Raw genomic sequence first — 22,763 nt, 5'->3', positions numbered from 1 at the left:
ACTTATTTCTCTATTTTTTTCAAGCCTAATTTTTCAGCTCTCTTAATCACAAAATCATAAGCGGCCTGATATTCATTCGGAATAATGCCTTCTAAAATGGCCTCTTTCACCGCTTCTTTTAAAACTCCAATTTCGCGTGAAGGTTTCAAATCAAACATTTCCATAATTTCTTCCCCAGAAATTGGCGGTTGGAAATTACGAACATGATCGCGCTCTTCAACTTCAACAATTTTCTTGCGGACAAGCTCGAAGTTTTTATGGTATTTCTTGAATTTCGATGGATTTTTGGTTGTGATATCGGCTTCGCATAAAGTCATTAAATTTTCTACATCTTCGCCAGCATCAAAAACCAAACGGCGAACTGCGCTGTCGGTAACAATATCTTGTGCCAAAACAATCGGGCGTGAACTCATGATGACCATTTTTTGCACAAATTTCATTTTGTGATTCAATGGCATATGCAAACGTTCGAAGATTTTTTTAGCCATTTTTCCACCAAGAAACTCATGTCCATGAAAAGTCCATCCTTGTTTTTTGTTGAAACGTTTTGTTGGCGCTTTTCCAATATCATGCAATAATGCCGACCAGCGTAACCAAACGTCATCAGTATTTGGGCAAATATTATCAACCACTTCTAAAGTGTGGTAAAAATTGTTTTTATGGGTGTGGCCTTCAATTTCTTCAACCTGATTCAAAGCGGTCAATTCAGGCAAAATTAGATCTAAAAGTCCTGTTTTGTATAAAAGCAAAAATCCTGTTGAAGGTTTATCTGTCAAAAGAATTTTATTCAATTCGTCTACAATTCTTTCTCCAGTAATAATCTTGATGCGTTCTGCATTCTTTGTGATTGCATTTAATGAATTTTCTTCAATTTCGAAATTCAGTTGTGTTGCAAAACGAATTGCGCGCAACATTCGCAAAGGATCATCAGAATAGGTAATATCTGGATCCAAAGGCGTCTTGATTGTTTTAGTTTCTAAATCGGTTAAACCATTAAAAGGATCTAAAAGATCCCCGAAATTATTTTCATTTAAAGATAAAGCCAAAGCATTAATCGTAAAATCACGACGATTTTGGTCGTCCTGTAGCGTTCCGTTTTCTACGATGGGATTTCGGCTGTCACGGTTGTAAGATTCTTTTCTTGCACCTACGAATTCAATATCTGTATCTTCAAAACGAAGCATTGCCGTTCCGTAAGTTTTAAAAACTTGAACTTTTGGTTTGTTCGGAAGTAAATCTGAAACTTTAAGCGCTAATTCGATGCCGCCTCCAACAGCAACTACATCAATATCTTTTTTGAACCTCGGTTTAAAAGCAAATCACGAACAAATCCGCCGATTACGTAAGAGTCAACGTATAGTTCCTGAGAAGCTTTCGAAATAATATCGAAGATTTTGTTTTGTAAAGCAGTTTTATAATTTGTTTGTATCGCCACGAATTCAATTTTTGAATAAAAGGTGCACTTAGAATTTCAGTAGAAATAAAATGCATGCAAATTTACAACATAGAAAATGCCTATTATAATCTGAAGCTTACTTTTTTGAACAATTTCACATTTTGTAGCGTCGATTTTTATGAATTGGGAAAGGGTTGCCACGAATTTCACGAATTTTCACGAATTATTTTTTTTTGCCACAGATTAAAAAGATTTGCACAGATTTTTTTAATCCTTTAAATCCTGTAATCTGTGGCAAAAAATATAACAATTTGCGCAAAAGAATAATTCGTGGAAATTTGTGTAATTTGTGGCTAAAAACATTTATGCAACAATAAAACAAATCAATCACGATAATCAATTTTTAAAATTTCAATTTGTATTTTTGAATCATAGAAAAAAGCACACATGAAAATTGTTATATCGCCAGCGAAATCATTGAATTTCGAAAAAGAATTACCAACATCTCAATATACAGAACCTTCATTCTTAAAAGAAGCAAGAGTGGTTCATAAAGTAGTAAAAACAAAAAAGCCAGCTGAATTATCAGAATTAATGTCGATTTCAGACAAACTTGCCGATTTAAACTGGAAACGTAATCAAGAATGGAAAACTCCTTTTACAGCTGAAAATGCACGTCCAGCGGTTTATACTTTTGATGGTGATGTTTATACAGGTTTGGATGCCTATTCAATTCCGTTAGAAAAATTAGATGTTTTGCAAGATAAATTAAGAATCTTGTCAGGACTTTATGGGCTTTTAAAACCATTAGATTTAATGCAAGCTTATCGTTTGGAAATGGGAACCAAAATGCCTGTTGGCGAATCTAAAAATCTCCATGATTTCTGGAAACCAACAGTTACTAAAGCTTTAAACAAAGAATTGAAAAAAGGAGAACTATTCGTGAATTTAGCTAGCACAGAATATTTTTCTGCTGTTGATGTAAAAGCTTTAAAAGTGCCTGTAATTACTCCAGATTTCAAAGATTATAAAGACGGAAAACTTAAAATGATCAGTTTCTTCGCGAAAAAGGCGAGAGGGATGATGGTTCGTTATATTATTGATACCAATGCAGAAACTATTGATGATTTAAAAGGTTTTAATTACGAAGGATACCGATTCGATGCAAATCTTTCAAAAGGAAATCATTTGGTTTTTACAAGATAATTTTGTTAAGATGCTAAGATTCTGAGTTTTTTAACCGCAAAGACGCAAAGGTTTACGCAAAGTTCGCAAAGGTTTTACACAAAGCTTTGCGAACTTTGTGTTTTTAACGATTCTCGGAATTAAAATTCTTTGCGTCCTTTGCGGTTAAATAAAAATGCTTCCAAAAAATAAACGCCGAATTCTAAATGATGAATTCGGCGTTTCTGCGTATTATAAAATTATTATTATTAATGCATTGCGTCGGTCGCACTAATCTTGTTCTTCCCTTTCTTGATGAAAAGGATAATCGGTATACAACATAAAAACATAATTCCGAGATACATGAAAATATCCATGTACGACAATACCGTACTTTGTTTTAGGATTGAATATTCTAAAGCTTGATACGCCTTTTTTAATGCAACATCTGCGCTGTAGCCTTTCGCCATAAAGGCATGTTGCATTCCTGCTATACGTTGTTGAACATCAAATTTTGCAGGATCTAAATTGTTTATTAAATCTACTCTGTGCGATTGGGTGAAACGTGTAATAAAAGTGGTAATAATGGCAATACCAAATGAACCACCTAATTGTCTCATCATTCCGGTAAAAGCAAGCACCTTCACCAATTTGTTTTCCTTTTAATGTTGAAAGCGAAAGAGTTGTAATAGGTACAAAAAGCAATCCTAAACCAATTCCTCTTAAAATCAACGGCCAATACATATGTTCTACACCAGTGTCTGGAGTCATTCGAGTGTACATCATAAAGGTGAAGAGGAAGAAAATAAAAAATCCTACTCCAACCATATAACCTTGAGGAACACCTTTTTGAATCATATTACCCACAAATGGCATCATAATCGCGGTTGTAATCGATCCCGGAATCAATAATAAACCGGCATCAGTTGCGGTCCATCCTAAAATAGATTGCGTGTAAATTGGGATAATTAATGTTGATCCGTATAATCCAAAACCAAGAATAAAACATAGAACGGTTCCAATTCTTAAATTTCCATCTTTTAAAACACTTAAATTTACAATTGGATATTTGTAAGTTAGCTCTCTCCAAATAAACAATACCAATCCAAGAACGGTTACAACACTTAATGTTACAATTAATGAATCATTAAACCAGTCGTCTTGTTGTCCGTGTTCTAATACGAATTGCAATGAACCAATAAAGGCACTTAATAATATGATTCCCCACCAATCAACCTGATTTGCTTTTAGTTTTTCACCATATTTTGGACTTCTTACAAAAGTAAGCGCTAAAATTGTAGCAATAATTCCTAATGGAATATTGATGTAAAAAATGTAAGGCCAAGAGTAATTATCTACCAAATATCCTCCTAATGGCGGACCTAAAGTTGGGCCTACAATTACACCCATTCCGTAAATAGCTTGCGCCATACCACGTTTCTGTCGCTGGGTAACTTTCGGTGATAATGGTTTGTGCAGTTACAAGTAATGCACCTCCACCCATTCCTTGAAAGAATCTAAAAGCTACAAGTTCCCATATATTGCTAGCGTTCCCGCATAAAAAGGAACAAACCGTAAATAATATAATCGAAGCCACAAAATAATTGCGTCTTCCAAATTGCTGGGAAAGCCAGCTTGTCATCGGAATTACAATAACATTCGCAATTGCGTATGCTGTAATAACCCACGCCACATCAGTCAAGGTCGCACCAAGACTTCCGCGCATGTCTGTCAGCGCTACGTTTACAATCGTTGTATCTACAATTTCCAGCAGTGCACAAAGTACCGCTGTTATCGTAATGATAACACGTCTGAAGCCGTATTCTACTAAATCGTCATCTGCTTGTACTGCTGTTGCCATTTATCTTATTTCAAATGTACATCTACGTCAACATTCATTCCTGGACGTAATAATTTTACTTTTTCTGGATCGTTTGAAGGATCTAAACTAATTTTTACTGGTAATCTTTGAATTGTTTTTACAAAGTTTCCTGTTGCATTATCAGGAGGAAGTAAAGAAAAACGAGATCCAGTTGCAGGAGAGAACGAAGTTACAATTCCTTTGAATTCATAGTTTGGATACGCATCTACTTTTAAGCTTACTTTTTGTCCCACAACCATTTTGTTTAATTGTGTTTCTTTAAAGTTTGCTACAACCCAAGCTTCATTATTATTGATGATGTAAAACAAAGATTGTCCTGGTTGCACTAATTGTCCTGGCTGAATATCAACTTTAGAAACTTGTCCGTCAATAGCGACTGTTACTACAGTATAAGTAAGATTTAATTTTGCTACATCAAGCATTGTTTGCGCTTTTTTGATGTTAGCAGTGACAACCTCAGTTTGTTTGTCTGAAACTTTTGATTTAGATTGAATTACTGATTTTTGGTATGAAGTCGCTTTTTGTTGTTGTTCTAAAACACGTACTTGATTTTCAGCTTCTTCTTTAGCAGTCAAAGCTTGCTCATATTGTTGTTTTGTAATTGTATGTGTTTTGTACAAATTATTGTAACGGTTGTAATCGTTTGTAAGCTGTCTTAATCTGATTTTAGCGCTTTCGATAGAACCGCTTGCAGATTTCATTTGAGCATCAGAAACATTAATGCTTGCGTATGCACTTCCAATATCAGCTTTTGCGGCTTCATATTGACTTTCAGCTCCTAATAATGCGACGTTTGCTTCATCAATTTTTAATTGATAATCTCTTTTATCGATTGTAAACAAAGTATCTCCTTTTTTTACAAAATCATTATCTTTCACATAAACTTTGCTGATATATCCTGATACTCTAGGAATAATAGGATTCATTTTTTTCTCGATTTGAGCATCATCCGTTTCTTCGTGAGCTTGAGAGTGCAAGTATTTAGATATCCCGTAAGTTCCGCCTCCTAAAATAAGAACTGCAAGTATGATGATGAATTTTTTATTTGTCTTTTTCTTTTCCATGAGAGCTATCGATTATATTTTAGAAAGATTGAATGATTGTGATAATTGTCCTGATACTGAAAGTAATTCGTAATATTTTTGAATAATTGTTGCTTTTGATAAAGCGGTTTGAATTTTGGCATTTAAATGTTCTACATCGGCTTCAACCAAATCATTAGTGTCTGAAAGTCCGTTGTCAAACTTGTCTTTTACTAATCTGTAGTTTTCTGCGCCTTGTTGCAATGCTTCGTCATAAACTACACTTTGATTGATTGCTAAGTCATAATCTTCGATAGATTTTTGAACTTCAACCTTAATGCGGTCTGTCATAATTGCTTCGGTATTTTTTACTTCCAAAGCTTTGCTTTCGGCTTCTTTTACGTGAACATTATTTTTCAGAATTCCTGATAAGTCATAAGAAAGACCAATTCCAAAATTCATTGCATATTTTACCGTAATAATGTCTTTAAGGTCAAATGCGGTATAACCTCCCAATAATGAAACTGAAGGATAATAACCAGCTTTTGCGATTTTTACATTAGCTTCTGAAGCTTTGCTTTGCAATCTAATCGCTTCTAAATCTTTTCTGCTTTCAAGTGCAACTGCATCAGATGTTATTGAGTTGGTTGTTTTCAGATTAAAGAAATCCTGCTCATTAACTTCAATTTTTACCGAAGGATCTAATTTTAATAAAGTTGTCAGGTAAAAGTTGATATTGTTGATGTTATTATTCGCTTCATCAATTGACAATTGTGTTTTTGAAACTAATAATTGCGCTTTCAACAAATCATTTCTCGGAATAATTCCGTTTTTCTCCAATTCAGTAAAATCAGTAACACGCTGTTTTGCGCTTTTTTGATTTTCGTTTAAAACGTCTAAAGTTTTTTGAGCTTTGTATAATGCTGTATAATAAGTGATTACTTTTAAAGCAACATCTTCTTTTGTTTTTTCAGCATTTGCGCTTTCAGCTTCATATAAGTTGTCGTATGCATCAATGCTGTTTTGAATTTTAAATCCAGCAAAAATTGGAAGACTTAAATTTGCCATTCCAAGCATTGCTCTGTCTGGAGAAGCTAACGAAGCACTTTCGCCTTGATTTGGCATATCAATCGATGCTTTTGTAAGACGCTGATATTGACCAGAAACTTTAATATCTGGATATTGATTGTTCTTTACGGTTTTTAATTCGTATTTTTTTGTGTTTACCTTAGTGTTGGCAAGCGTAACTTCGTTACTCTTTTCCCAAGCCATTTTCACGGCTTCGCCCAAGGTTAAACTTGTTTTTTCTTGTGCCTCTATTGAAGATATTCCGATAAAGAAAACTCCAAAGAGCATTAATTGACTAATTTTCATAAACAAGTAGCGCTTTTATAGTTTGTTGAATGTGCTTTGTAAGATTGTTTTTAATGTAATTGTTGAACATTTCTTCCGTTTTTAAATCCAATAATTCTTCGAAGAAAGAGCGATTCATATGAAAGTGAAAAAAGGTTCCAATAATCGTTGGCGTAATCAATGGGATATTTAAATCTTTTCTAAAAACCCCTTGATCTTGTCCTTGTTTGATAATGCTTTCTACAGATTTTAAATTTCCTTTTTTAAGTTCTGTAAAAGCTTGAAGGCTTTTTCTCTCTTTTTATTATAAAGTTCGAAATGTAAAACCCTGTAAATCCCTTTGTTAAGGCAAATTCGGTTAATGTAAATTTCGATTAATTTATTGACTTTTTCAAGCGGTTCAATATTTTCCTGCAATAAATTTTCGAGTTGTAATTTTAAATCGGTGGTTTTATGGAGAATCAAAGCTTCAAGAAGACGCTCTTTTGATCCAAAATAATACGACACCATGGCAATGTTGATTTTTGCCTCTTTTGAGATGTCCCGAATGGACGTCCCTTCAAATCCTTTCTCAGAAAACAGCTTTTCCGCAACCTCAAGAATCTGAATTTTTTTATCGTTTAATTCGATGTTTGACATGGTATTGTTTCTTATCGAGTACAAAATTAAACAGTTGTTTAATTTAAACGCTTGTTTAATTTTATTTTAACATAATATTAACATAAAACGGTTTCGGTAATTTGTGTTAATTTTATGGTTTTGAAATCAAAAAAAGCTGAAACACGTTAGTATTTCAGCTTTATCAAATTTTGACACTCTCAGATTATCTTTTGTAATTTCGATATGAGATATAAAGAATAAAAAAACCAGCAATTAATCCAATATATAAAAGACTGCCTTCTTTCTGTTCGTATTCAATTTTGTCAATTATAATCTTTCCATCTTTCTCAAGTTGAATAAGATCAATATTTATATTTTCATCTTCATTAGAATTTGCTTGATAATAGACTTTAACCTTGTCTCCAATATTTATTTTTTGCAGTAAATCATTATAGTCTTTAGACATTCTGTAAACTCCTAAATCTTCATCTAAATTTTTTAGAGATATGAAAAATACATCTGATTTTTGACCTTTACTTCCATAATGAATATCAATTCCTTTATCGATTATTATACTTTCAAACTGATCTTGTTTTGATAAATCAATGTTTTTTTTTCGTAACCTATATAAGCTAAAAAGAAAAATAATATAGAAAATAATCCCGCAGTAATTGAGTTTATCAGCCGTTTAGTTTTCTTAGTCATGAAAGATGTATTTATCGAATCCCTCCAACAAATTCCTCAATTTTTCCGCTTCCGCTTTCGCTTAAATGTTTGATAAAAGCACTTCCAATAATAGCGCCTTTCGCATATTTTGTTGCTTGGTTGAAAGTTTCTTTATTCGAAATTCCAAAACCAACAATTTGAGGGTTTTTCAAATTCATTTCGGCAATTCTTTCGAAATACGTTTCCTGAGTATTTCCAAAACCACTTTGAGAACCCGTAACACTTGCAGAACTTACCATATAAATAAATCCGTTTGAAACGCTGTCAATAAAACGAATTCTTTCATCTGAAGTTTGAGGCGTAATCAAAAACACGTTTATTAATCCGTATTTTTCGAATATCGCTTTATATTCATTAGCGTAAACATCAACAGGAAGATCTGGAATAATCAATCCGTCAATCCCAATTTCGGCACATTTCTGGCAAAAAGCTTCAACGCCGTATTGTAACATCGGATTAAAATATCCCATAATAATCAACGGGATTTTTACGCTTTCGCGGATGTTCTTTAATTGGTCGAAAAGAATTTGAGTTGTCATCCCGTTATGAAGTGCCTGTGTAGAGCTTGCCTGAATAGTTGGACCATCTGCCAAAGGATCACTAAAAGGAAGTCCAATTTCAATTAAATCAACTCCATTTTTTCTAAATCCTGAATAATCTGCACGGTATCGTTCAAACTTGGATATCCTGCAGAAAAATAGATCGAAAGGATCTTTTTGTCTTCTTGTAATTTTTGAGTTATTCTGTTCATTTTGATATGTTTTTCCCTTGCAAGATTTTCAAAACCTTGTAGGTATATTAAGTTTATTTGAAAATTATTTCACGCAGATTTAAATTGATTTAAGCTGATTTGCGCAGATTTTTTTAATGAAGATCTAATAAAATCTGTTTGAATCTGCCAAATCTGCGTGAGATGTTTTTTTAAATCCTTGTAATTCTAATATTCTTTTTAAAAAGAAATAATCTTGCTTGTCCAAGTATTATTTTTATTCTCAACCAATAATAATCCAGAATCTGAATCATTCATTTGGGCAATCAATTCTCCTTTATTGTTCCAAAACGCGCTTTGTCCTGCCGATGGCGAACCCCAAGATTCTCCACTGAAATTCGACATTAAAACATTCATTTGATGTTTTTCGGCATAATTTTGCAAACTTCTGTACGCATTCGGAATTCCGTTTGGCGAAAAGAAAATGCTGGCAATATAAATATCAGTTTCTTTTTTCTTGGCATTTTCTGGATGTTTCGGATTATCAATATCCGCACAAATCGCAAATGAAATATTCTGATTTTCAATCGTAATCATCGGATTATAATCAAATGTTGATTGAAAAAATTCATCTTCACCTTCATGCAAAAACTGCTTCGTATATATTGAAGCTGAATTATCAGGAGAAATTACAAATTCGCCAATAAACATCTCATTTTCAACTTGAATAGGCGCTCCAGCAATAACGATAATATTGTTTTTGACAGCCAATTCTTTTAAATGGTCAATTCTATAATCGTCTTTTGTAAAAGCTAGCGATGCCGCATTTTCTCTTTCATAGCCTGTGATAGACATTTCAGGAAAAGCAATCAAATTGGCACCATTTTGCGCTACCAATTCAATAAGCTGATAATGATTTAATAGATTGGAAGATATATCTCCGCGTTTTGGTTTTGTTTGTGCAGCTGACTAAAATCATTTTACCAATATTAATTTTCCATATAAACCCAAGCTACAGTTCCAGACTTCAAGGTTACCTGAATTCTTCTGTAAGCATTCGATTCAAATAAATCTACTTTGGCTAAATCTGTGGCAGTAACATTATAAACAACCCCGTGAATAATCTCTGAAGCATTTTCGCTTGCTACTGCAACAACGTAATCTGCCATTCCAAATTCTTCTTCAATCTGAAGGCTTTTTAGCTTATAGCCAAGCAGTTGATCTGCAGTTCCAGTTAATACTTTATTGAAAACCTGCATTTGAATTTGCTTTGATCGTAATGTTCCGTATGAGAATAACTTTTCCATAAATTATTACAATTTAAAATATTCGATATAATTATCTAAATCTTTATCGCCGCGTCCTGAAAGACTGATTACTACAACATCAGTTGGTTTGAATTTTTCTGATCCAAAACCGCAAAAGCGTGTGCGCTTTCAATTGCCGGAATAATTCCTTCTAATTTTGTCAATTGCAAACCTGCATTCATTGCATCATCATCGGTTACAGAGAAAAATTCACCTCTTCCAGTTTGTGCCAAATGTGCGTGCAAAGGCCCAACTCCTGGATAATCTAATCCCGCAGAAATAGAATACGGTTCTGTAATCTGTCCGTCGGGAGTTTGCATTAATAAGGTTTTGCAACCATGAATAACGCCTACTTTTCCTAATTTGCTTGTTGCCGCGCTATGACCGCTGTCAACACCTTTTCCAGTCGCTTCAACTGCAATAATTCCCACTTCTGGTTCATGCAAAAAGTGATAATAGGTTCCAGCGAGCATTACTTCCCCCGCCAATGCAAGCTACAACATAATCTGGATTTTCGCGTCCTTCTTTTTCTTTTAGTTGCCATTTAATTTCTTCCGAAATAATACTCTGAAAGCGCGTTACCATATCTGGATAAGGATGTGGTCCAATTGCAGAACCAATAATATAATGTGTATCAACCGGATTATTGATCCAGTCACGAATAGCTTCGTTTGTTGCATCTTTTAAGGTTCTTGAACCCGAAAGTGCCGGACGAACTTCTGCACCCAACATTTTCATACGAGCTACGTTTGGCGCCTGACGCGCAATGTCGATTTCGCCCATATACACAATGCATTCAATTCCCATTAAAGCACAAACTGTTGCTGTTGCAACGCCATGCTGACCAGCGCCGGTTTCGGCAATAATTCTTTTTTGCCTAAACGCTTTGCCAACAAAATTTGGCCAATTGTGTTGTTTACTTTGTGCGCTCCGGTATGGTTTAAGTCTTCTCTTTTTAGATAAACTTTGGTATTGTATTTTTCAGATAAACGTTTTGCAAAATACAGTGGACTAGGGCGCCCCACGTAATCTTTCAATAATTGATTGAACTCTGCTTTAAAATCAGGTTCGTCCATTATGCTTAAATACTTTTGACGTAATTCTTCTACATTTGGATACAGCATTTCAGGGATGTAAGCTCCTCCAAATTCTCCGTAATATCCTTTTTCGTTAACGTTAAAACTCATTTTATTTAAATTTTAAAAGTTGGCAACATCAAATTTGCGTTTGAAATTGCTAAATAGATTTTTGTTTTTCAGCCCCGGCTCGATTTCAAATTTACTATTTACATCGACAGCATAAATAGGTAATTTGGTTTTTGAAATTTCTTCAATGGCTTTTAATTCTTTCATTCCGATGCCTCCGCTCAAAAAGAAAGGCTTTTTCGAATTGTATTTTTTTAAGATGCTCCAGTCGAAAGTTGTTCCGTTTCCGCCTGGAAGTTTTCCTTTTGTATCAAACAGAAAATAATCGCAGACATTTTCAAAAGGTTTTATAACTTCAAAATCAAAATTTTCGTCAGCCGAAAATACTTTAATAATTTCAATTTTCTTCGGAAGCTTTTCTTTTAATTCTGAACAAAATTCAACCGATTCTTCTCCGTGTAATTGAACAGCTTGCAAATTGAATTTTGCAACTTTTTCCAGAATTTCTTCCTGACTCTGATTGACAAAAACACCCACTTTTTTGATTGTTTCTATAAGTTCAGGAATGATTCCGTTGAAATATCGTGCGGATTTTTCCCAGAAAATAAATCCCATATAATCGGGCAGGAGCGCGCCTACCTCGAGGATATTTTCTGGATATTTCATGCCGCATATTTTGAGTTTCATTTTTTTATTTGTTTTGCCACGAAGGCGCTAAGACACTAAGTTTTTTGTTGCCACAAATTGCACTAATTTTCACTAATTCAATTTGTGTTAATTTGTGTAATTCGTGGCAAACTACAATTTAAAGTTGTTTAATAAATTCAGTTGCGGCTTCGCCAGCGTTATCAGTCTTCATAAAGTTTTCTCCGATGAGGAAACCTTTATAACCGTAAGGTTTTAGTTCTTGAATGGCTTCAATTGATGAAATACCGCTTTCAGAAACTTTTACAAAATCATTTGGGATTTGAGAGGCTAATTCTTTGCTGAAATCCAGACTTACTTCAAAAGTTTTTAGGTTTCTGTTGTTTACGCCAATCATATCTAAACTTGGCATAATTGATTTTTCAAGTTCTTCCTGATTGTGAACCTCCAAAAGAACTTCTAAACCTAAATTTTTTGCAAATTCAGATAATGATTTGATTTCTTCGCGAGTCAAAACCGCGACGATTAACAAAATCAAATCGGCTCCGTGCGCTTTTGCTTCTAAAATTTGATATTCGTCAACAATAAATTCTTTTCGCAAAAGCGGAATATTTACGGAAGCTCTTGCTAAAAGCAAGTCATCTAAAGATCCGCCAAAATATTTTCCGTCGGTTAAAACTGAAATTCCGCAAGCGCCTGCGTTTTCATAACCTTTTACCACTTCTTCAACTGTAAAATTATTGTTGATGATTGATTTTGAAGGAGAACGGCGTTTGTGTTCTGCAATAATTCCAGAATTGCTTTCTTTTAATTTCTGACTCAGAGAAATAGTTTCTTTTCCAAAAATACAGAAGCTTCCAACTGAGAAACCGGAATTATTGATTTCTTCAGAATTACTTCTCGTTGTTTATCTATTATTATTTTATCTAAAATGTTCATTTTTTAAGATGCTAAGTTTCTAAGGTACTGAGGTACTAAGTTTTTGTTTTAAAGAGATAATTCTTGTAATTTTTTTAAAGCTTGAAGCCCTTTTCCTGAAAATAAACTTTCTTTTGCCAGTTCAAATCCTTCTTGCGGAGTACATTTATTGACTGTTGCAATTGCCATTGCCGCATTGGCTAAAACAACATTATTCTGCGCTTCGTTTCCTTTTCCGGAAATAATATTTGTAAAAATTTCCGCTGATTCTTCGATGGTTTTTCCGCCTTCGATTTCAGTTTGAGATAAAAGACGAACGCCAAAATCTTCTGGTTTTATCATGCCTTCCATATGGCTGGTGATGATTTTTGTTGGTCCAGTTAAAGAAATTTCGTCATAACCGTCAAGCGAATGCAGGATGGTGAAATTTACATCGGTGTTTTGATATAAGTAAGCGTACATTCTTGCTAACTCCAAATTAAAAACTCCAACTAATTGATTTTGTGGAAATGATGGATTTACCATTGGCCCCAACATATTGAAGAAGGTTTTTACCGCCAATTCTTTTCTGATTGGTCCAACATTTTTCATCGCTGGGTGAAATAGGGAGCGTGCAAAACGCAAATTCCTGCTTGATCGATACATTTTTCTAAGAAATCTGGATCGTTGCTGAATTTAATTCCCATTTGTTCCATTACGTTGCTCGAACCTGAAATCGATGAAACGCCGTAATTTCCGTGTTTTGCAACTTTTATTCCTGCTCCAGCTGATACAAAAGAAGCTAAGGTCGAAATATTGAAAGTATCTTTTCCATCACCGCCCGTTCCGCATAAATCGATTGTGTTATAAGCTGATAAATCAACACGAATACATAATTCTAATAAAGCTTCGCGAAAGCCCGAAAGTTCATCAATCGTAATGCTTCGCATCATATATACAGTCAAAAATGCCGAAATCTGGCTTGGATTGTATTGACCGCTTGAAATATTAATCAAAACATTTTTTGCTTCTTCTTTTGAAAGCACTTCGTGGTTGATTAATTTGTTTAATATAGTTTTCATTGTTTTTAAGATTCTAAGTTGCTAAGGTTCTAAGATGCTAAGTTTTTTACTGAGACTGAATACTGAGACTGAATACTGAGGCTGAATACTTTTAATTAATGTTCATTCCCTTGATAAATCCACATCGGTTCTGTTTTTCCTGCTCTTTCGAAACCATTTTTTTTGTAAAAGTCAACTGATTTTCCGTCTGCAGTAAGCATTTGCATGTGAAAATGTTTGTATTTCTCCTGCATTTTATCCAAAATCAATTTTCCAATTCCTTTTCCTTGATATTCCGGAAGCACTAATAAATGCGGATAATAAACCGTCAAGAATCCATCAGAAATCGCATTCCCAAGTCCGACAAGTTTTTTCTTCCCAAGCCGTTACCAATGTTTCTGAATTTAAAAGACCATTGTAAAGTTCGTTTGGTTTGCTTGCAGAACTCCATTCGTTTGCTTTGTATAAAACTAAAATATCTTCAATATTGATTTCTCGGGTTTCTGAAATTGTAATCATTTTTTAAGTTGCTAAGGTTCTAAGTTGCTAAGATTCTGAGTTTTTTTACTGCGACTGCGACTGGATACTGTAAGCTAGCTCTTTATCCAATTCTCTAAAATCCTTTTTCCGTTTGGAGTCAACACACTTTCTGGGTGAAACTGAACGCCTCTTACATCATAATTTTTGTGTCTCAATGACATAATTTGCCCGTTTTCATCAACTGAAGTTGCTTCTAAATCGGCAGGCAAATTGGCATCTACAACCCATGAATGGTATCTTCCAACTTCAAATTCAGATCCTAAACCTTCAAATAAAATTTCGTCTGAAACTACTGTTTTTACATTCGTTGCAACGCCGTGATATACTTTATCAAGGTTAGAAAGAGTTCCGCCAAAAACTTCTCCAATGGCTTGTTGTCCCAAACAAACACCAAGAATACTTTTCGTTGGGCTGTATTTTTCAATAACTGCTTTTAATAAACCTGCTTCATCAGGAATTCCAGGTCCTGGCGAAAGCAGTATTTTTTCAAAAGAAGCGATTTCGTCAATTTCGAATTCGTCGTTTCGGTAAACGGTTACTTCGCAATTTAAATCTTCTAAATAGTGCACTAAATTGTAAGTGAAACTATCGTAATTGTCTATAACTAATATCTTTTTCATTTTTTCTAAGGTTCTAAGTTGCTAAGATTCTGAGGTTCTAAGTTTCAATAACCTGAAACTTGAAACAAAGAAAACTTGAAACTAAATTTTTATTTTTCTCGAACGTACTTTTCGGTAATAATGCGATCGATTCCTAATTTTTCTACTTTTTCTACTCCTTTTTGAGTCAATGTGTCGTTTTTAACTTTTACCACAAACTCAAATTTTCCATTTTCCCATTGACGGTTGTTGAAATATTCTAAATTTTCGGTGTAAACACTATCTTTTAAAGTGTATTTTCCGCCTCCGCCAAAAAATACGGCATTTGTTGAATCTTTTCCGTTTACTAAATCATGATTGAAAAAGGCAAAATGTGTTTCATTTATAATTTTAATCATTTTTGTTTTTGGATTGAAAGTTGAAAAAGTGGAATCTTTTTCTGTTGTTTCAGCTGATATAAGACGCCAGGTTCCTTCAATTTGATTTTTCTTTTTTTCAGAATTACAAGATGTTAACGTAATGATTAAAATTAAAATTGATACTGCTTTTTTCATGGTTTTTAATAGTTTATGGTTTGTTGTTTATGGTTTATGGTTTTGTCAATCTTTGCCTCCAGCGGTTGAAACCGCTGGCTATGTTTACTTAGCGTTCATTTTGCGTTCGTTTTTCAAATATAACCCGAGGTTTCAACCTTGGGAAACGTTTCGCTGATCAATCTTTGCCTCCAGCGGTTGAAACCGCTGTCTATATTTACTTAGCATTCTTTTTAGGTTCGTTTGTTTTCAAATATAACCCGAGGTTTTAACCTTAGGGACATAACGTTAATTATTCTGCATTACTGCGACTTAAAACTGCGACTGTTTACTAAATATTTTCTGCCATTTCAAGTGCTGTATTTAACGCTCTTAACTTGTTATAGACTTCTTGCATTTCGCTTTCTTCATCAGAACTTGCTACGATTCCCGCGCCGGCCTGACAATGCAATTGGTGATTTTTAGAAAGGAAAGTTCGGATCATAATTGCGTGGTTAAAATTTCCATCAAAATCCATTACACCGATCGCTCCTCCGTAGAAATTACGATTTGTTTTTTCGTAATCTTCAATCAACTGCATGGCTCTGTGTTTTGGAGCACCGCTCAAAGTTCCTGCAGGGAAAGTATCGGCAACTACTTGCATTGTCGTTGCTTTGTCATGTAAATGTCCTGTCACTTTTGAAACCAAGTGAATTACGTGAGAGAAAAACTGAACTTCTCTATATTTTTCGACATTCACATCGTGGCCGTTTCGGCTTAAATCATTTCTTGCCAAATCAACAAGCATAACGTGCTCACTGTTTTCTTTTTTGTCTTCAGAAAGTTCTTTGGCTAAAAGTGCGTCACGTTCGTCATTTCCAGTTCTTTTGAAAGTTCCAGCAATTGGATGAATCTCGGCTTTTCTATTTTTTACGATAATTTGTGCTTCAGGAGAAGAACCGAATATTTTGAAATCTCCATAATCAAAAAAGAATAAATATGGCGACGGATTAATGCTTCTTAAAGCTCTGTAAACGTTGAATTCATCTCCTTTGAAACCTTGCGTAAAACGACGAGAAAGAACTAATTGGAAAACGTCTCCTCTAAAACAATGTTTTTTTGCCAAAGCCACATTATGCTTGAATTCTTCATCGGTTAAGTTTGAAAAACCTTCACCTTCTTTCGTGAATTTGTATAAAGCGATATTTCTTGATTGCAATAATTGCTCGATTTCAGAAATATTATTTCTTCCGTCAACGCTGTGGCAGAAAATATAAGCTTCGTTTTTGAAGTGATTGATTGCAATAATGTTTTGGTAAACTGCATAAAACACGTCCGGAATAGAAGTTGCATTGTCTTTTTTTGCAATTGAAACTTTTTCAAAATAACGAACAGCATCATAGGAAATGTAACCGAACAATCCGTTGTTAATGAATTTAAAATCGTTTTTCTCCGATTTGAATCGGTTTGAGAATTCCTGAATCACTTCTGGAATGTTTGTCGAAGAATCAATTTTATTTTGTTCCGAAGTTCCGTCAGGAAATGTTTTTGTGATTACTTCGTTTTCAATTTTTATTGTTGCAATCGGGTTGCGAGCAGATGTAAGAAAAACTATTGTCATTTCCGTGATAATCACTACTTTCCAATAATAAGCTATTTGGAAATTTATCTCTGATTTTAAAATAGATGCTTACTGGCGTAATTGTATCTGCCAGGATTTGCTTGTAATGTGTATTGAGTATAAACGGTTTCAAAGTATGTTGTTTTTTAGTTTTTAATATATTTTTCAGTTAGAATTTTAATCAAAAAAAGGGCTTGTCGTGATGACAAGCCCTTTAAATTTATAGTTTTGAAAATACCATAGGAAGCTTCGTTCACGACGTTTGACGTAAATTCTTCCACCACCAAGTATTGTTCATTAATGTTTTCATTTCTTTATTTTGATATGACAAAGATATAAATGTAATTTGAATTAAAAGACATAAAATCTCAAAAAAAACTTTTCAAAAATTGAAATTTTGTTAAATTTTAAAATTCAGAAATGCAATAAAGTCTTAGTTTCCAATGGCTAACGTGTTGTTTACGTTTGCTCTAAAATCTGGGCTTCCTTTAATGTTTGGTGTAGTAAACAACTCTGTATTTTTCATTTTCGTGTACTCTATATTTGCATTTTGTGCAGTATAATAACTTTCGATAACAGGATTGCTTGCCGAAGATTCACTTGTAATACCACCATTGCAATTGTTGGCAATTATATTTTTGAAAGTGATTTTTGAAAGATTTTCATTCCCATTTCCTATATTTCCTTCCAATAATACAAATGGAGAAAAACCTGAAACAATACTATTTGATAAATTGAAGAAAGTGTTTTCGCGTACATAAACTGACTCACGAACTAATCCTTGATTGTTTTCTTCCAAATTAACTAGAGTAATGTTTGAAGCATTAATTTTTGTCATTTTTTTAGACATATCAGTATTCCCGATTTTGTCGTATGAATCGACTTCAAAACATCTTGAGCCTGAAATATCCGATGAAAATGGGTGACGAATTGCTATGCTGTTGCTGATATTAATTTGTGCACCTTGTGTAAAGTCGAAATCATCATCAGTAGTTCGATACGAAATTAAGTTGCTCAAATTCAAATCGCCGCCATAGCACTCAAAAGAATCGTCATTTGAAAAACTGATTTGGATATTGTTCAAAACCGTTTTTCTTCCAACGCCAGCCAATGAAAGTCCGTTCAATTCTTTTAATGAACTTAATTTTCTTCCAGCATATTCAATACGAACATATTTTAAAATCCCAGAATTGTCTTCAGCATCTTGACCTCCATAATGATTTAGTAAAGGTTCAAGATCAAATGGCAAAGTATGTAGTCCGCCTAAATTGTTTATCGGCGCTTTTCCTAAAACGATAATTCCGCCCCAATCACCGGGTTTTCTTTCTGTTTTTTCTTTATTTGATGTAAAAACAATTGGATCGGTTTCTAAGCCTTCAGCCATAATTTTAGCGCCATTTGTAATTACAAGAGTTCCGCAAGTTTTGTCGTCGTCGCGGATAACAGTTCCAGGTTCAATAGTCAAAGTTGCATTATTAGTAACATACACAACACCAACTAATTGATAGGTATTGCGTTTTAGTAATTTCATGTCTTTGTCGATTGTTCCTGCAATTATATTGGTTGCTTCGTTATATTCGTTTGCAGCAGGTTTAAAATTGGTCCAATTGTTCATCCAGTTAGAAGTTCCAATAATTCCTTTTGTTGCTTGTTGTGCTTGTAGAAAAAATTGCTCAAAAGGGCAAGAGCAACAATTTGTAGTTTTGTTTTCATAACTATAATGTTAATTTCTAGTTTTTGATTTTTAATAGCTCAAAATTAGAGTCCGAATGTTAATCAATTTGGTTATAGTTATTATGAAAGCGTTACTTTAGTATTAAGAACGTTATTTTTTTGAAAAGAAATAAAATGAAAAACCCCAATAGCTCACTCTATTGGGGTTTTTCGTATAATGAATTAGTAAGTCTAAAAATTAGAATTTTAAAGCTACAGTTAATTCAAATTCGTCATAGATAGTTTTGTCTCCTAAACCTTGGAAGAAACTTCCTGAACCATATTTGATGTCATATTTAGTTCTGTCAACTTTGAAAGCAGTTGTTGCAGTGTTTCCAGCTACAGTAATATCAAAAGTTACAGGTTTAGTGATTCCTTTAATAGTCAAATCAGCAGTTACAGTATAAACGTCAGCAGATTTAGCACCGATAGTTTTGAAAACTAATTTTGCAGTTGGGAATTTGTCAGTTCCAAAGAAATCGTCAGCTTTTAAGTGACCGTTTAATTTTCCTTGGTATTCTCCAGTTAAATCTGTAGAAGTTAATGAAGTCATATCAACAGTGAAGCTTCCTCCAACTAATTTTTTCCTTTGAAAACTGCGGCTCCTTCTTTGAAGTTTACAGTTCCAGAGTGCTCTCCAGTTACTTTTTTACCTACCCATTTGATAGAAGATGCTTTTACGTCGATTTTTTTAGTTTGTGCGTTTACTGAGATTCCAGCTACTGCTACGAATAATGCAATTGCGATTGTTTTTAAATTTTTCATGTTGTTAAAATTGAATTTGGATTAATAATAATTAAAGAGTGATAAATAATTCTTCTTGTGATTTTCTAACTTTTTTGTAGTGCTGAGCGTCGTCCTCATCATGTCTGTAACCTACAGCGACGATAACAGCGACATTTAAGCCTAATTTATCGAAACCTAAGATTTCATTGAATTGTGCTCGCATTGAAACCTTCCATTGGAGTTGCATCGATTTTTAATTCGGTGCAGTACTGCAAGTAAAGTTCCCAAAGCAATATAAGTTTGTTTTGCTGTCCAGATATTTTTAGCATCTTGTGATAGGTTTGAAATTACGCCATTCATCATATCTGCAAATCCGCTTAAAGCTTCAGTAGGAACGCCTCTTGTTTCGCTAATGTTTTTAATGTAAGCGACCACAGATTCTGGTCCAGCGTTCAAGTCATTTGCAAATACAAATATTTGAGAAGCATCTGTAAGTTGCGTTTGTCCCCAAGCAGTGACTTTTAATTTTTCTCTAATTTCTGGATTTTCAACTATGATTACTTTATATGGTTGTAATCCGTATGAAGAAGTCGCTAATCTTACCGCTTCTTTTAATGTATTCAAATCTGCCGCAGATACTTTTTTAGTTGCATCATATTTTTTAGTTGCATATCTCCAGCTTAAATTGTCTAATAATGTGCTCATAAATATTTAATTTTTTTGGGTTCGGTATTTTTCTAATAACTGATTTAATAATTCTAATTCTTCTTGGCTTATATTCTGGGCAAATACGCGCTCGTGCTCATCTACCTTCGGGTCTAATTCTTTTAAAACATCTAATCCTTTTTGTGTAATCAAAACCTCAATTTTTCGTCGATTGTCCGGACAGACATTTCTGGTAACGAATTCTTTCAGTAATAATTTATCCACTAATCGGGTTGTGTTGCTGGTTTTGGCCAACATGCGTTCTTGTATCACACACATATTAGCGGGATTTCCTTTTTGTCCTCTTAATATACGTAGTACATTATATTGTTCTCCAGATAAATCATACGGTTTAATTAACTCGTTGAAATGATCCTGAATCACATTCTGCGTGTACATGATATTCAGAATAACTTTTTTCGCATTATCCATCTTAACTGTACTTTTTATAACCTCTTCAATTGTCATAGTCGTAAGTGTATAATTTGTATATACAAATGTATAACTTTTAATAGTTGTATATACAAATGTTGTGTTAATTTTTTGTTAATTGAATTAAGAGAGGAGGATTTATATCCAAAAATTAAGTGCAAAAATAATCTATTTTTAAATGTAAAATATTGATTTATTGATATTTAACGATTTGTTTAAAATGGAGTTTGATTTTTTGTAATTCTGATGATGATACATATTTGTTTTGCCAAATTATGCTTAAAATTACAGCATCAAACATCTCATTTTGGTCCTGAAAAAGATAATTTAAGAGATAAAAAAGAGAATATTTGACCGAAAAAGATCTTTATGGAGAAAAAACTATTGAAATTCTGTCAAAAGAAAGCCTCTTGCAATTTTCTTGAAATTCAGGATTTCTTTATTTTTCCAAGTTTCATTATGTCCAAGTTCTTCCGCAAGAAGTCGCGCTACTTTTTCAGAAGATTCAATTGCGGCTCTCGCATCTAAGAACAATAAACGAACACGTCTCGCCAGAACATCATCTACCGTTCGAGCCATTTCATATCGAATTGCCCAAACAACTTCGGCCATTGTAAATTCATGATTGTGATGTAGTTTCTCTTTTAATTCTGGATTGTTTTGTTGCAATTCAATTATTTTCGAAATATCCGTACCATATATATAAAGGTGATTTTGTCTATCTGATTCAGAAGTAGTTTTGTTTCCATGAATGGAAAGATGTTCTGTTACACATGATTTCGCAGAAAGTTTACCGGTTTTAATTGCTTTGTCTATAATGTCTTCAGCAATTTTTCGGTATGTTGTCCATTTTCCTCCGGTAATAGTGATTAAACCAGTTTCCGAAATAATAATTTTATGGCTTCGCGAAACTTCTTTGGTACTCATTCCTTCTTCTTTTGGCGCCGCCAACGGACGCAAACCTGCAAAAACAGATAATACGTCGGCTCTGGTTGGTTTTTTTGCTAAATAATGTTGCGCAGTTTCGAGAATAAACTGAATTTCATTTTCTAACGCAATAGGTTCTAAGCTATGTTTTTTAATTAACGTATCTGTAGTTCCAACAACAATTCGGTTATGCCACGGAACAGCAAACAAAACACGCCCGTCGCTGGTTTTCGGAATCATCAAGGCATTTTCACCCGGCAAAAAAGATTTATCAAACACAAGATGAATTCCCTGACTAGGAACTATGTATTTTTTATAAACGGCATCATTCAGTTTCATTATAGCGTTTGTAAAAACTCCCGTAGCATTAATTACAACAGAACCTTTTATGCTATGTATTTCTCCAGTTTCATGATCTTGAACCTCAACACCAATGATTTGATTTTTTTCGTCTTTTAGGAGATCAATAACTTTTATGTAATTTAAAATGCAAGCTCCTTTTTCAACCGCAGTCTGAGCAATATTGATTGCCAGACGAGAATCATCGAATTGTCCGTCATGATAAATAACGCCATTCTTTAAATTATTCTCTTCCACGTTAGGCAACATTTCGATGGTTTTATTCTTCGAAATGTATTCAGAACTGCCCAAACTCAAGCTTCCGGCCAATAAATCATAAATCTTTAATCCGATAGTATAAAAGTAACCGCCCCACCAATTGTAATTCGGAATTACAAAAGATTGGTTCTTGACCAAATGGCCAGCATTTTGAGCCATTAACCCTCTTTCTTTTAATGCTTCTTTCACTAAATGAATATTTCCTTGTTCCAAATAACGTACACCACCGTGAACTAATTTGGTGCTTCTGCTTGAAGTTCCTTTGGCAAAATCTACAGCTTCAAGTAAAATGGTTTTGTAGCCTCGGCTTGCCGCATCAAGAGCAGTTCCGAGTCCGCTTGCACCGCCGCCAATAATTATTACGTCCCATTTTTCGGTATTCTGTAATCTGGATAACTGCTCTGAACGATTCATAAAGTATACGGCTTTTATAGGCTAATTTGTTTTAAACAAACTTAACGAA

Annotated in this window: 13 protein-coding genes and 11 pseudogenes; 1 reads left to right on the top strand and 23 read right to left on the bottom strand. The window is 33.9% G+C overall.

Annotated elements, in window-relative coordinates:
• Positions 1 to 2 precede the first annotated feature (2 nt).
• Positions 3 to 1,435 (bottom strand): annotated as a pseudogene (locus ACQ9BO_RS22765) (CCA tRNA nucleotidyltransferase).
• 408 nt (positions 1,436 to 1,843) lie between these two features.
• On the opposite strand from ACQ9BO_RS22765, the gene yaaA reads away from it, so the two are divergent.
• Positions 1,844 to 2,602: a peroxide stress protein YaaA gene (yaaA, locus tag ACQ9BO_RS22760; RefSeq protein WP_431242599.1), complete on the top strand. Its 759-nt coding sequence runs from the start codon at positions 1,844 to 1,846 to the stop codon at positions 2,600 to 2,602.
• A 227-nt stretch (positions 2,603 to 2,829) separates the two neighbouring features.
• Here yaaA and ACQ9BO_RS22755 read toward each other — a convergent pair.
• The 22 genes and pseudogenes from ACQ9BO_RS22755 to ACQ9BO_RS22650 form a co-directional block, all read right to left on the bottom strand.
• Positions 2,830 to 4,421: pseudogene (locus ACQ9BO_RS22755) on the bottom strand (DHA2 family efflux MFS transporter permease subunit).
• Positions 4,422 to 4,426: 5 nt separating this feature from the next.
• A complete protein-coding gene (locus ACQ9BO_RS22750; protein WP_431242598.1) occupies positions 4,427 to 5,506 on the bottom strand; it encodes an HlyD family secretion protein in 1,080 nt (359 codons plus the stop codon).
• A gap of 12 nt (positions 5,507 to 5,518) precedes the next feature.
• The gene (locus tag ACQ9BO_RS22745) at positions 5,519 to 6,838 is read right to left on the bottom strand and encodes a TolC family protein (protein ID WP_431242597.1); all 1,320 of its coding nucleotides are present in this window, start codon (positions 6,836 to 6,838) and stop codon (positions 5,519 to 5,521) included.
• Positions 6,828 to 7,456: pseudogene (locus ACQ9BO_RS22740) on the bottom strand (TetR/AcrR family transcriptional regulator). Before ACQ9BO_RS22740 ends, ACQ9BO_RS22745 begins: the two are co-directional and overlap by 11 nt.
• 184 nt (positions 7,457 to 7,640) lie before the next feature.
• Positions 7,641 to 7,883 (bottom strand): hypothetical protein, encoded by a 243-nt coding sequence (locus tag ACQ9BO_RS22735; RefSeq protein ID WP_431242596.1) that lies wholly within the window; start codon positions 7,881 to 7,883, stop codon positions 7,641 to 7,643.
• 250 nt (positions 7,884 to 8,133) lie between these two features.
• A pseudogene (trpA, locus tag ACQ9BO_RS22730) lies at positions 8,134 to 8,894 on the bottom strand (tryptophan synthase subunit alpha).
• A 198-nt stretch (positions 8,895 to 9,092) separates the two neighbouring features.
• Positions 9,093 to 9,806 (bottom strand): annotated as a pseudogene (locus tag ACQ9BO_RS22725) (carbon-nitrogen hydrolase family protein); the annotation flags it as partial.
• Between the two features lie 35 nt (positions 9,807 to 9,841).
• Positions 9,842 to 10,159 (bottom strand): gamma-glutamylcyclotransferase family protein, encoded by a 318-nt coding sequence (locus ACQ9BO_RS22720; RefSeq protein WP_431242595.1) that lies wholly within the window; start codon positions 10,157 to 10,159, stop codon positions 9,842 to 9,844.
• 6 nt (positions 10,160 to 10,165) lie between these two features.
• A pseudogene (trpB, locus tag ACQ9BO_RS22715) lies at positions 10,166 to 11,346 on the bottom strand (tryptophan synthase subunit beta).
• A 12-nt stretch (positions 11,347 to 11,358) separates the two neighbouring features.
• Positions 11,359 to 11,991 (bottom strand): phosphoribosylanthranilate isomerase, encoded by a 633-nt coding sequence (locus ACQ9BO_RS22710; RefSeq protein ID WP_431242594.1) that lies wholly within the window; start codon positions 11,989 to 11,991, stop codon positions 11,359 to 11,361.
• 118 nt (positions 11,992 to 12,109) lie between these two features.
• Positions 12,110 to 12,888, bottom strand: a pseudogene (trpC, locus tag ACQ9BO_RS22705) (indole-3-glycerol phosphate synthase TrpC).
• Positions 12,889 to 12,936: 48 nt separating this feature from the next.
• Positions 12,937 to 13,928, bottom strand: a pseudogene (gene trpD / locus ACQ9BO_RS22700) (anthranilate phosphoribosyltransferase).
• 95 nt (positions 13,929 to 14,023) lie between these two features.
• On the bottom strand, positions 14,024 to 14,239 hold the full coding sequence (locus ACQ9BO_RS22695; RefSeq protein ID WP_431242593.1) for a GNAT family N-acetyltransferase: 216 nt from the start codon (positions 14,237 to 14,239) through the stop codon (positions 14,024 to 14,026).
• 7 nt (positions 14,240 to 14,246) lie between these two features.
• Positions 14,247 to 14,426: a hypothetical protein gene (locus tag ACQ9BO_RS22690; protein WP_431242592.1), complete on the bottom strand. Its 180-nt coding sequence runs from the start codon at positions 14,424 to 14,426 to the stop codon at positions 14,247 to 14,249.
• Positions 14,427 to 14,500: 74 nt separating this feature from the next.
• Positions 14,501 to 15,067 carry an anthranilate synthase component II gene (locus ACQ9BO_RS22685; protein WP_431242591.1) on the bottom strand — a complete coding sequence of 189 codons (567 nt, stop codon included), beginning with the start codon at positions 15,065 to 15,067 and terminating at the stop codon, positions 14,501 to 14,503.
• Positions 15,068 to 15,156: 89 nt separating this feature from the next.
• Positions 15,157 to 15,600, bottom strand: coding sequence for a hypothetical protein (locus tag ACQ9BO_RS22680; RefSeq protein WP_431242590.1), 444 nt, complete (start codon positions 15,598 to 15,600; stop codon positions 15,157 to 15,159).
• Positions 15,601 to 15,910: 310 nt separating this feature from the next.
• Positions 15,911 to 17,312, bottom strand: a pseudogene (locus ACQ9BO_RS22675) (anthranilate synthase component I family protein).
• Between the two features lie 300 nt (positions 17,313 to 17,612).
• Entirely contained in the window at positions 17,613 to 18,794 is a 1,182-nt protein-coding gene (locus tag ACQ9BO_RS22670) for a hypothetical protein (RefSeq protein ID WP_431242589.1), read from the bottom strand.
• Positions 18,795 to 19,091: 297 nt separating this feature from the next.
• Positions 19,092 to 19,657 (bottom strand): annotated as a pseudogene (locus ACQ9BO_RS22665) (YceI family protein).
• A gap of 31 nt (positions 19,658 to 19,688) precedes the next feature.
• Positions 19,689 to 20,323: pseudogene (locus tag ACQ9BO_RS22660) on the bottom strand (NAD(P)H-dependent oxidoreductase).
• A 6-nt stretch (positions 20,324 to 20,329) separates the two neighbouring features.
• Positions 20,330 to 20,791: a MarR family winged helix-turn-helix transcriptional regulator gene (locus tag ACQ9BO_RS22655; protein WP_431242588.1), complete on the bottom strand. Its 462-nt coding sequence runs from the start codon at positions 20,789 to 20,791 to the stop codon at positions 20,330 to 20,332.
• 345 nt (positions 20,792 to 21,136) lie between these two features.
• Positions 21,137 to 22,714 (bottom strand): FAD-dependent oxidoreductase, encoded by a 1,578-nt coding sequence (locus tag ACQ9BO_RS22650; RefSeq protein WP_431242587.1) that lies wholly within the window; start codon positions 22,712 to 22,714, stop codon positions 21,137 to 21,139.
• Positions 22,715 to 22,763 lie beyond the last annotated feature (49 nt).

This window comes from Flavobacterium sp. P21, from assembly GCF_050632225.1.
GTDB lineage: Bacteria > Bacteroidota > Bacteroidia > Flavobacteriales > Flavobacteriaceae > Flavobacterium.
Note: the sequence above shows the minus strand (reverse complement) of the source record. Positions and strands in the feature narration are given on the sequence as shown.

Excerpts from the sequence above, each read along its gene's own strand:
- yaaA (WP_431242599.1), top strand. The coding sequence starts at position 1,844 with ATGAAAATTGTTATATCGCCAGCGAAATCATTGAATTTCGAAAAAGAA.
- ACQ9BO_RS22750 (WP_431242598.1), bottom strand. The coding sequence starts at position 5,506 with ATGGAAAAGAAAAAGACAAATAAAAAATTCATCATCATACTTGCAGTT.
- ACQ9BO_RS22745 (WP_431242597.1), bottom strand. The coding sequence starts at position 6,838 with ATGAAAATTAGTCAATTAATGCTCTTTGGAGTTTTCTTTATCGGAATA.
- ACQ9BO_RS22735 (WP_431242596.1), bottom strand. The coding sequence starts at position 7,883 with ATGTCTAAAGACTATAATGATTTACTGCAAAAAATAAATATTGGAGAC.
- ACQ9BO_RS22720 (WP_431242595.1), bottom strand. The coding sequence starts at position 10,159 with ATGGAAAAGTTATTCTCATACGGAACATTACGATCAAAGCAAATTCAA.
- ACQ9BO_RS22710 (WP_431242594.1), bottom strand. The coding sequence starts at position 11,991 with ATGAAACTCAAAATATGCGGCATGAAATATCCAGAAAATATCCTCGAG.
- ACQ9BO_RS22690 (WP_431242592.1), bottom strand. The coding sequence starts at position 14,426 with ATGATTACAATTTCAGAAACCCGAGAAATCAATATTGAAGATATTTTA.
- ACQ9BO_RS22685 (WP_431242591.1), bottom strand. The coding sequence starts at position 15,067 with ATGAAAAAGATATTAGTTATAGACAATTACGATAGTTTCACTTACAAT.
- ACQ9BO_RS22680 (WP_431242590.1), bottom strand. The coding sequence starts at position 15,600 with ATGAAAAAAGCAGTATCAATTTTAATTTTAATCATTACGTTAACATCT.
- ACQ9BO_RS22670 (WP_431242589.1), bottom strand. The coding sequence starts at position 18,794 with ATGAACAATTGGACCAATTTTAAACCTGCTGCAAACGAATATAACGAA.
- ACQ9BO_RS22655 (WP_431242588.1), bottom strand. The coding sequence starts at position 20,791 with ATGACAATTGAAGAGGTTATAAAAAGTACAGTTAAGATGGATAATGCG.
- ACQ9BO_RS22650 (WP_431242587.1), bottom strand. The coding sequence starts at position 22,714 with ATGAATCGTTCAGAGCAGTTATCCAGATTACAGAATACCGAAAAATGG.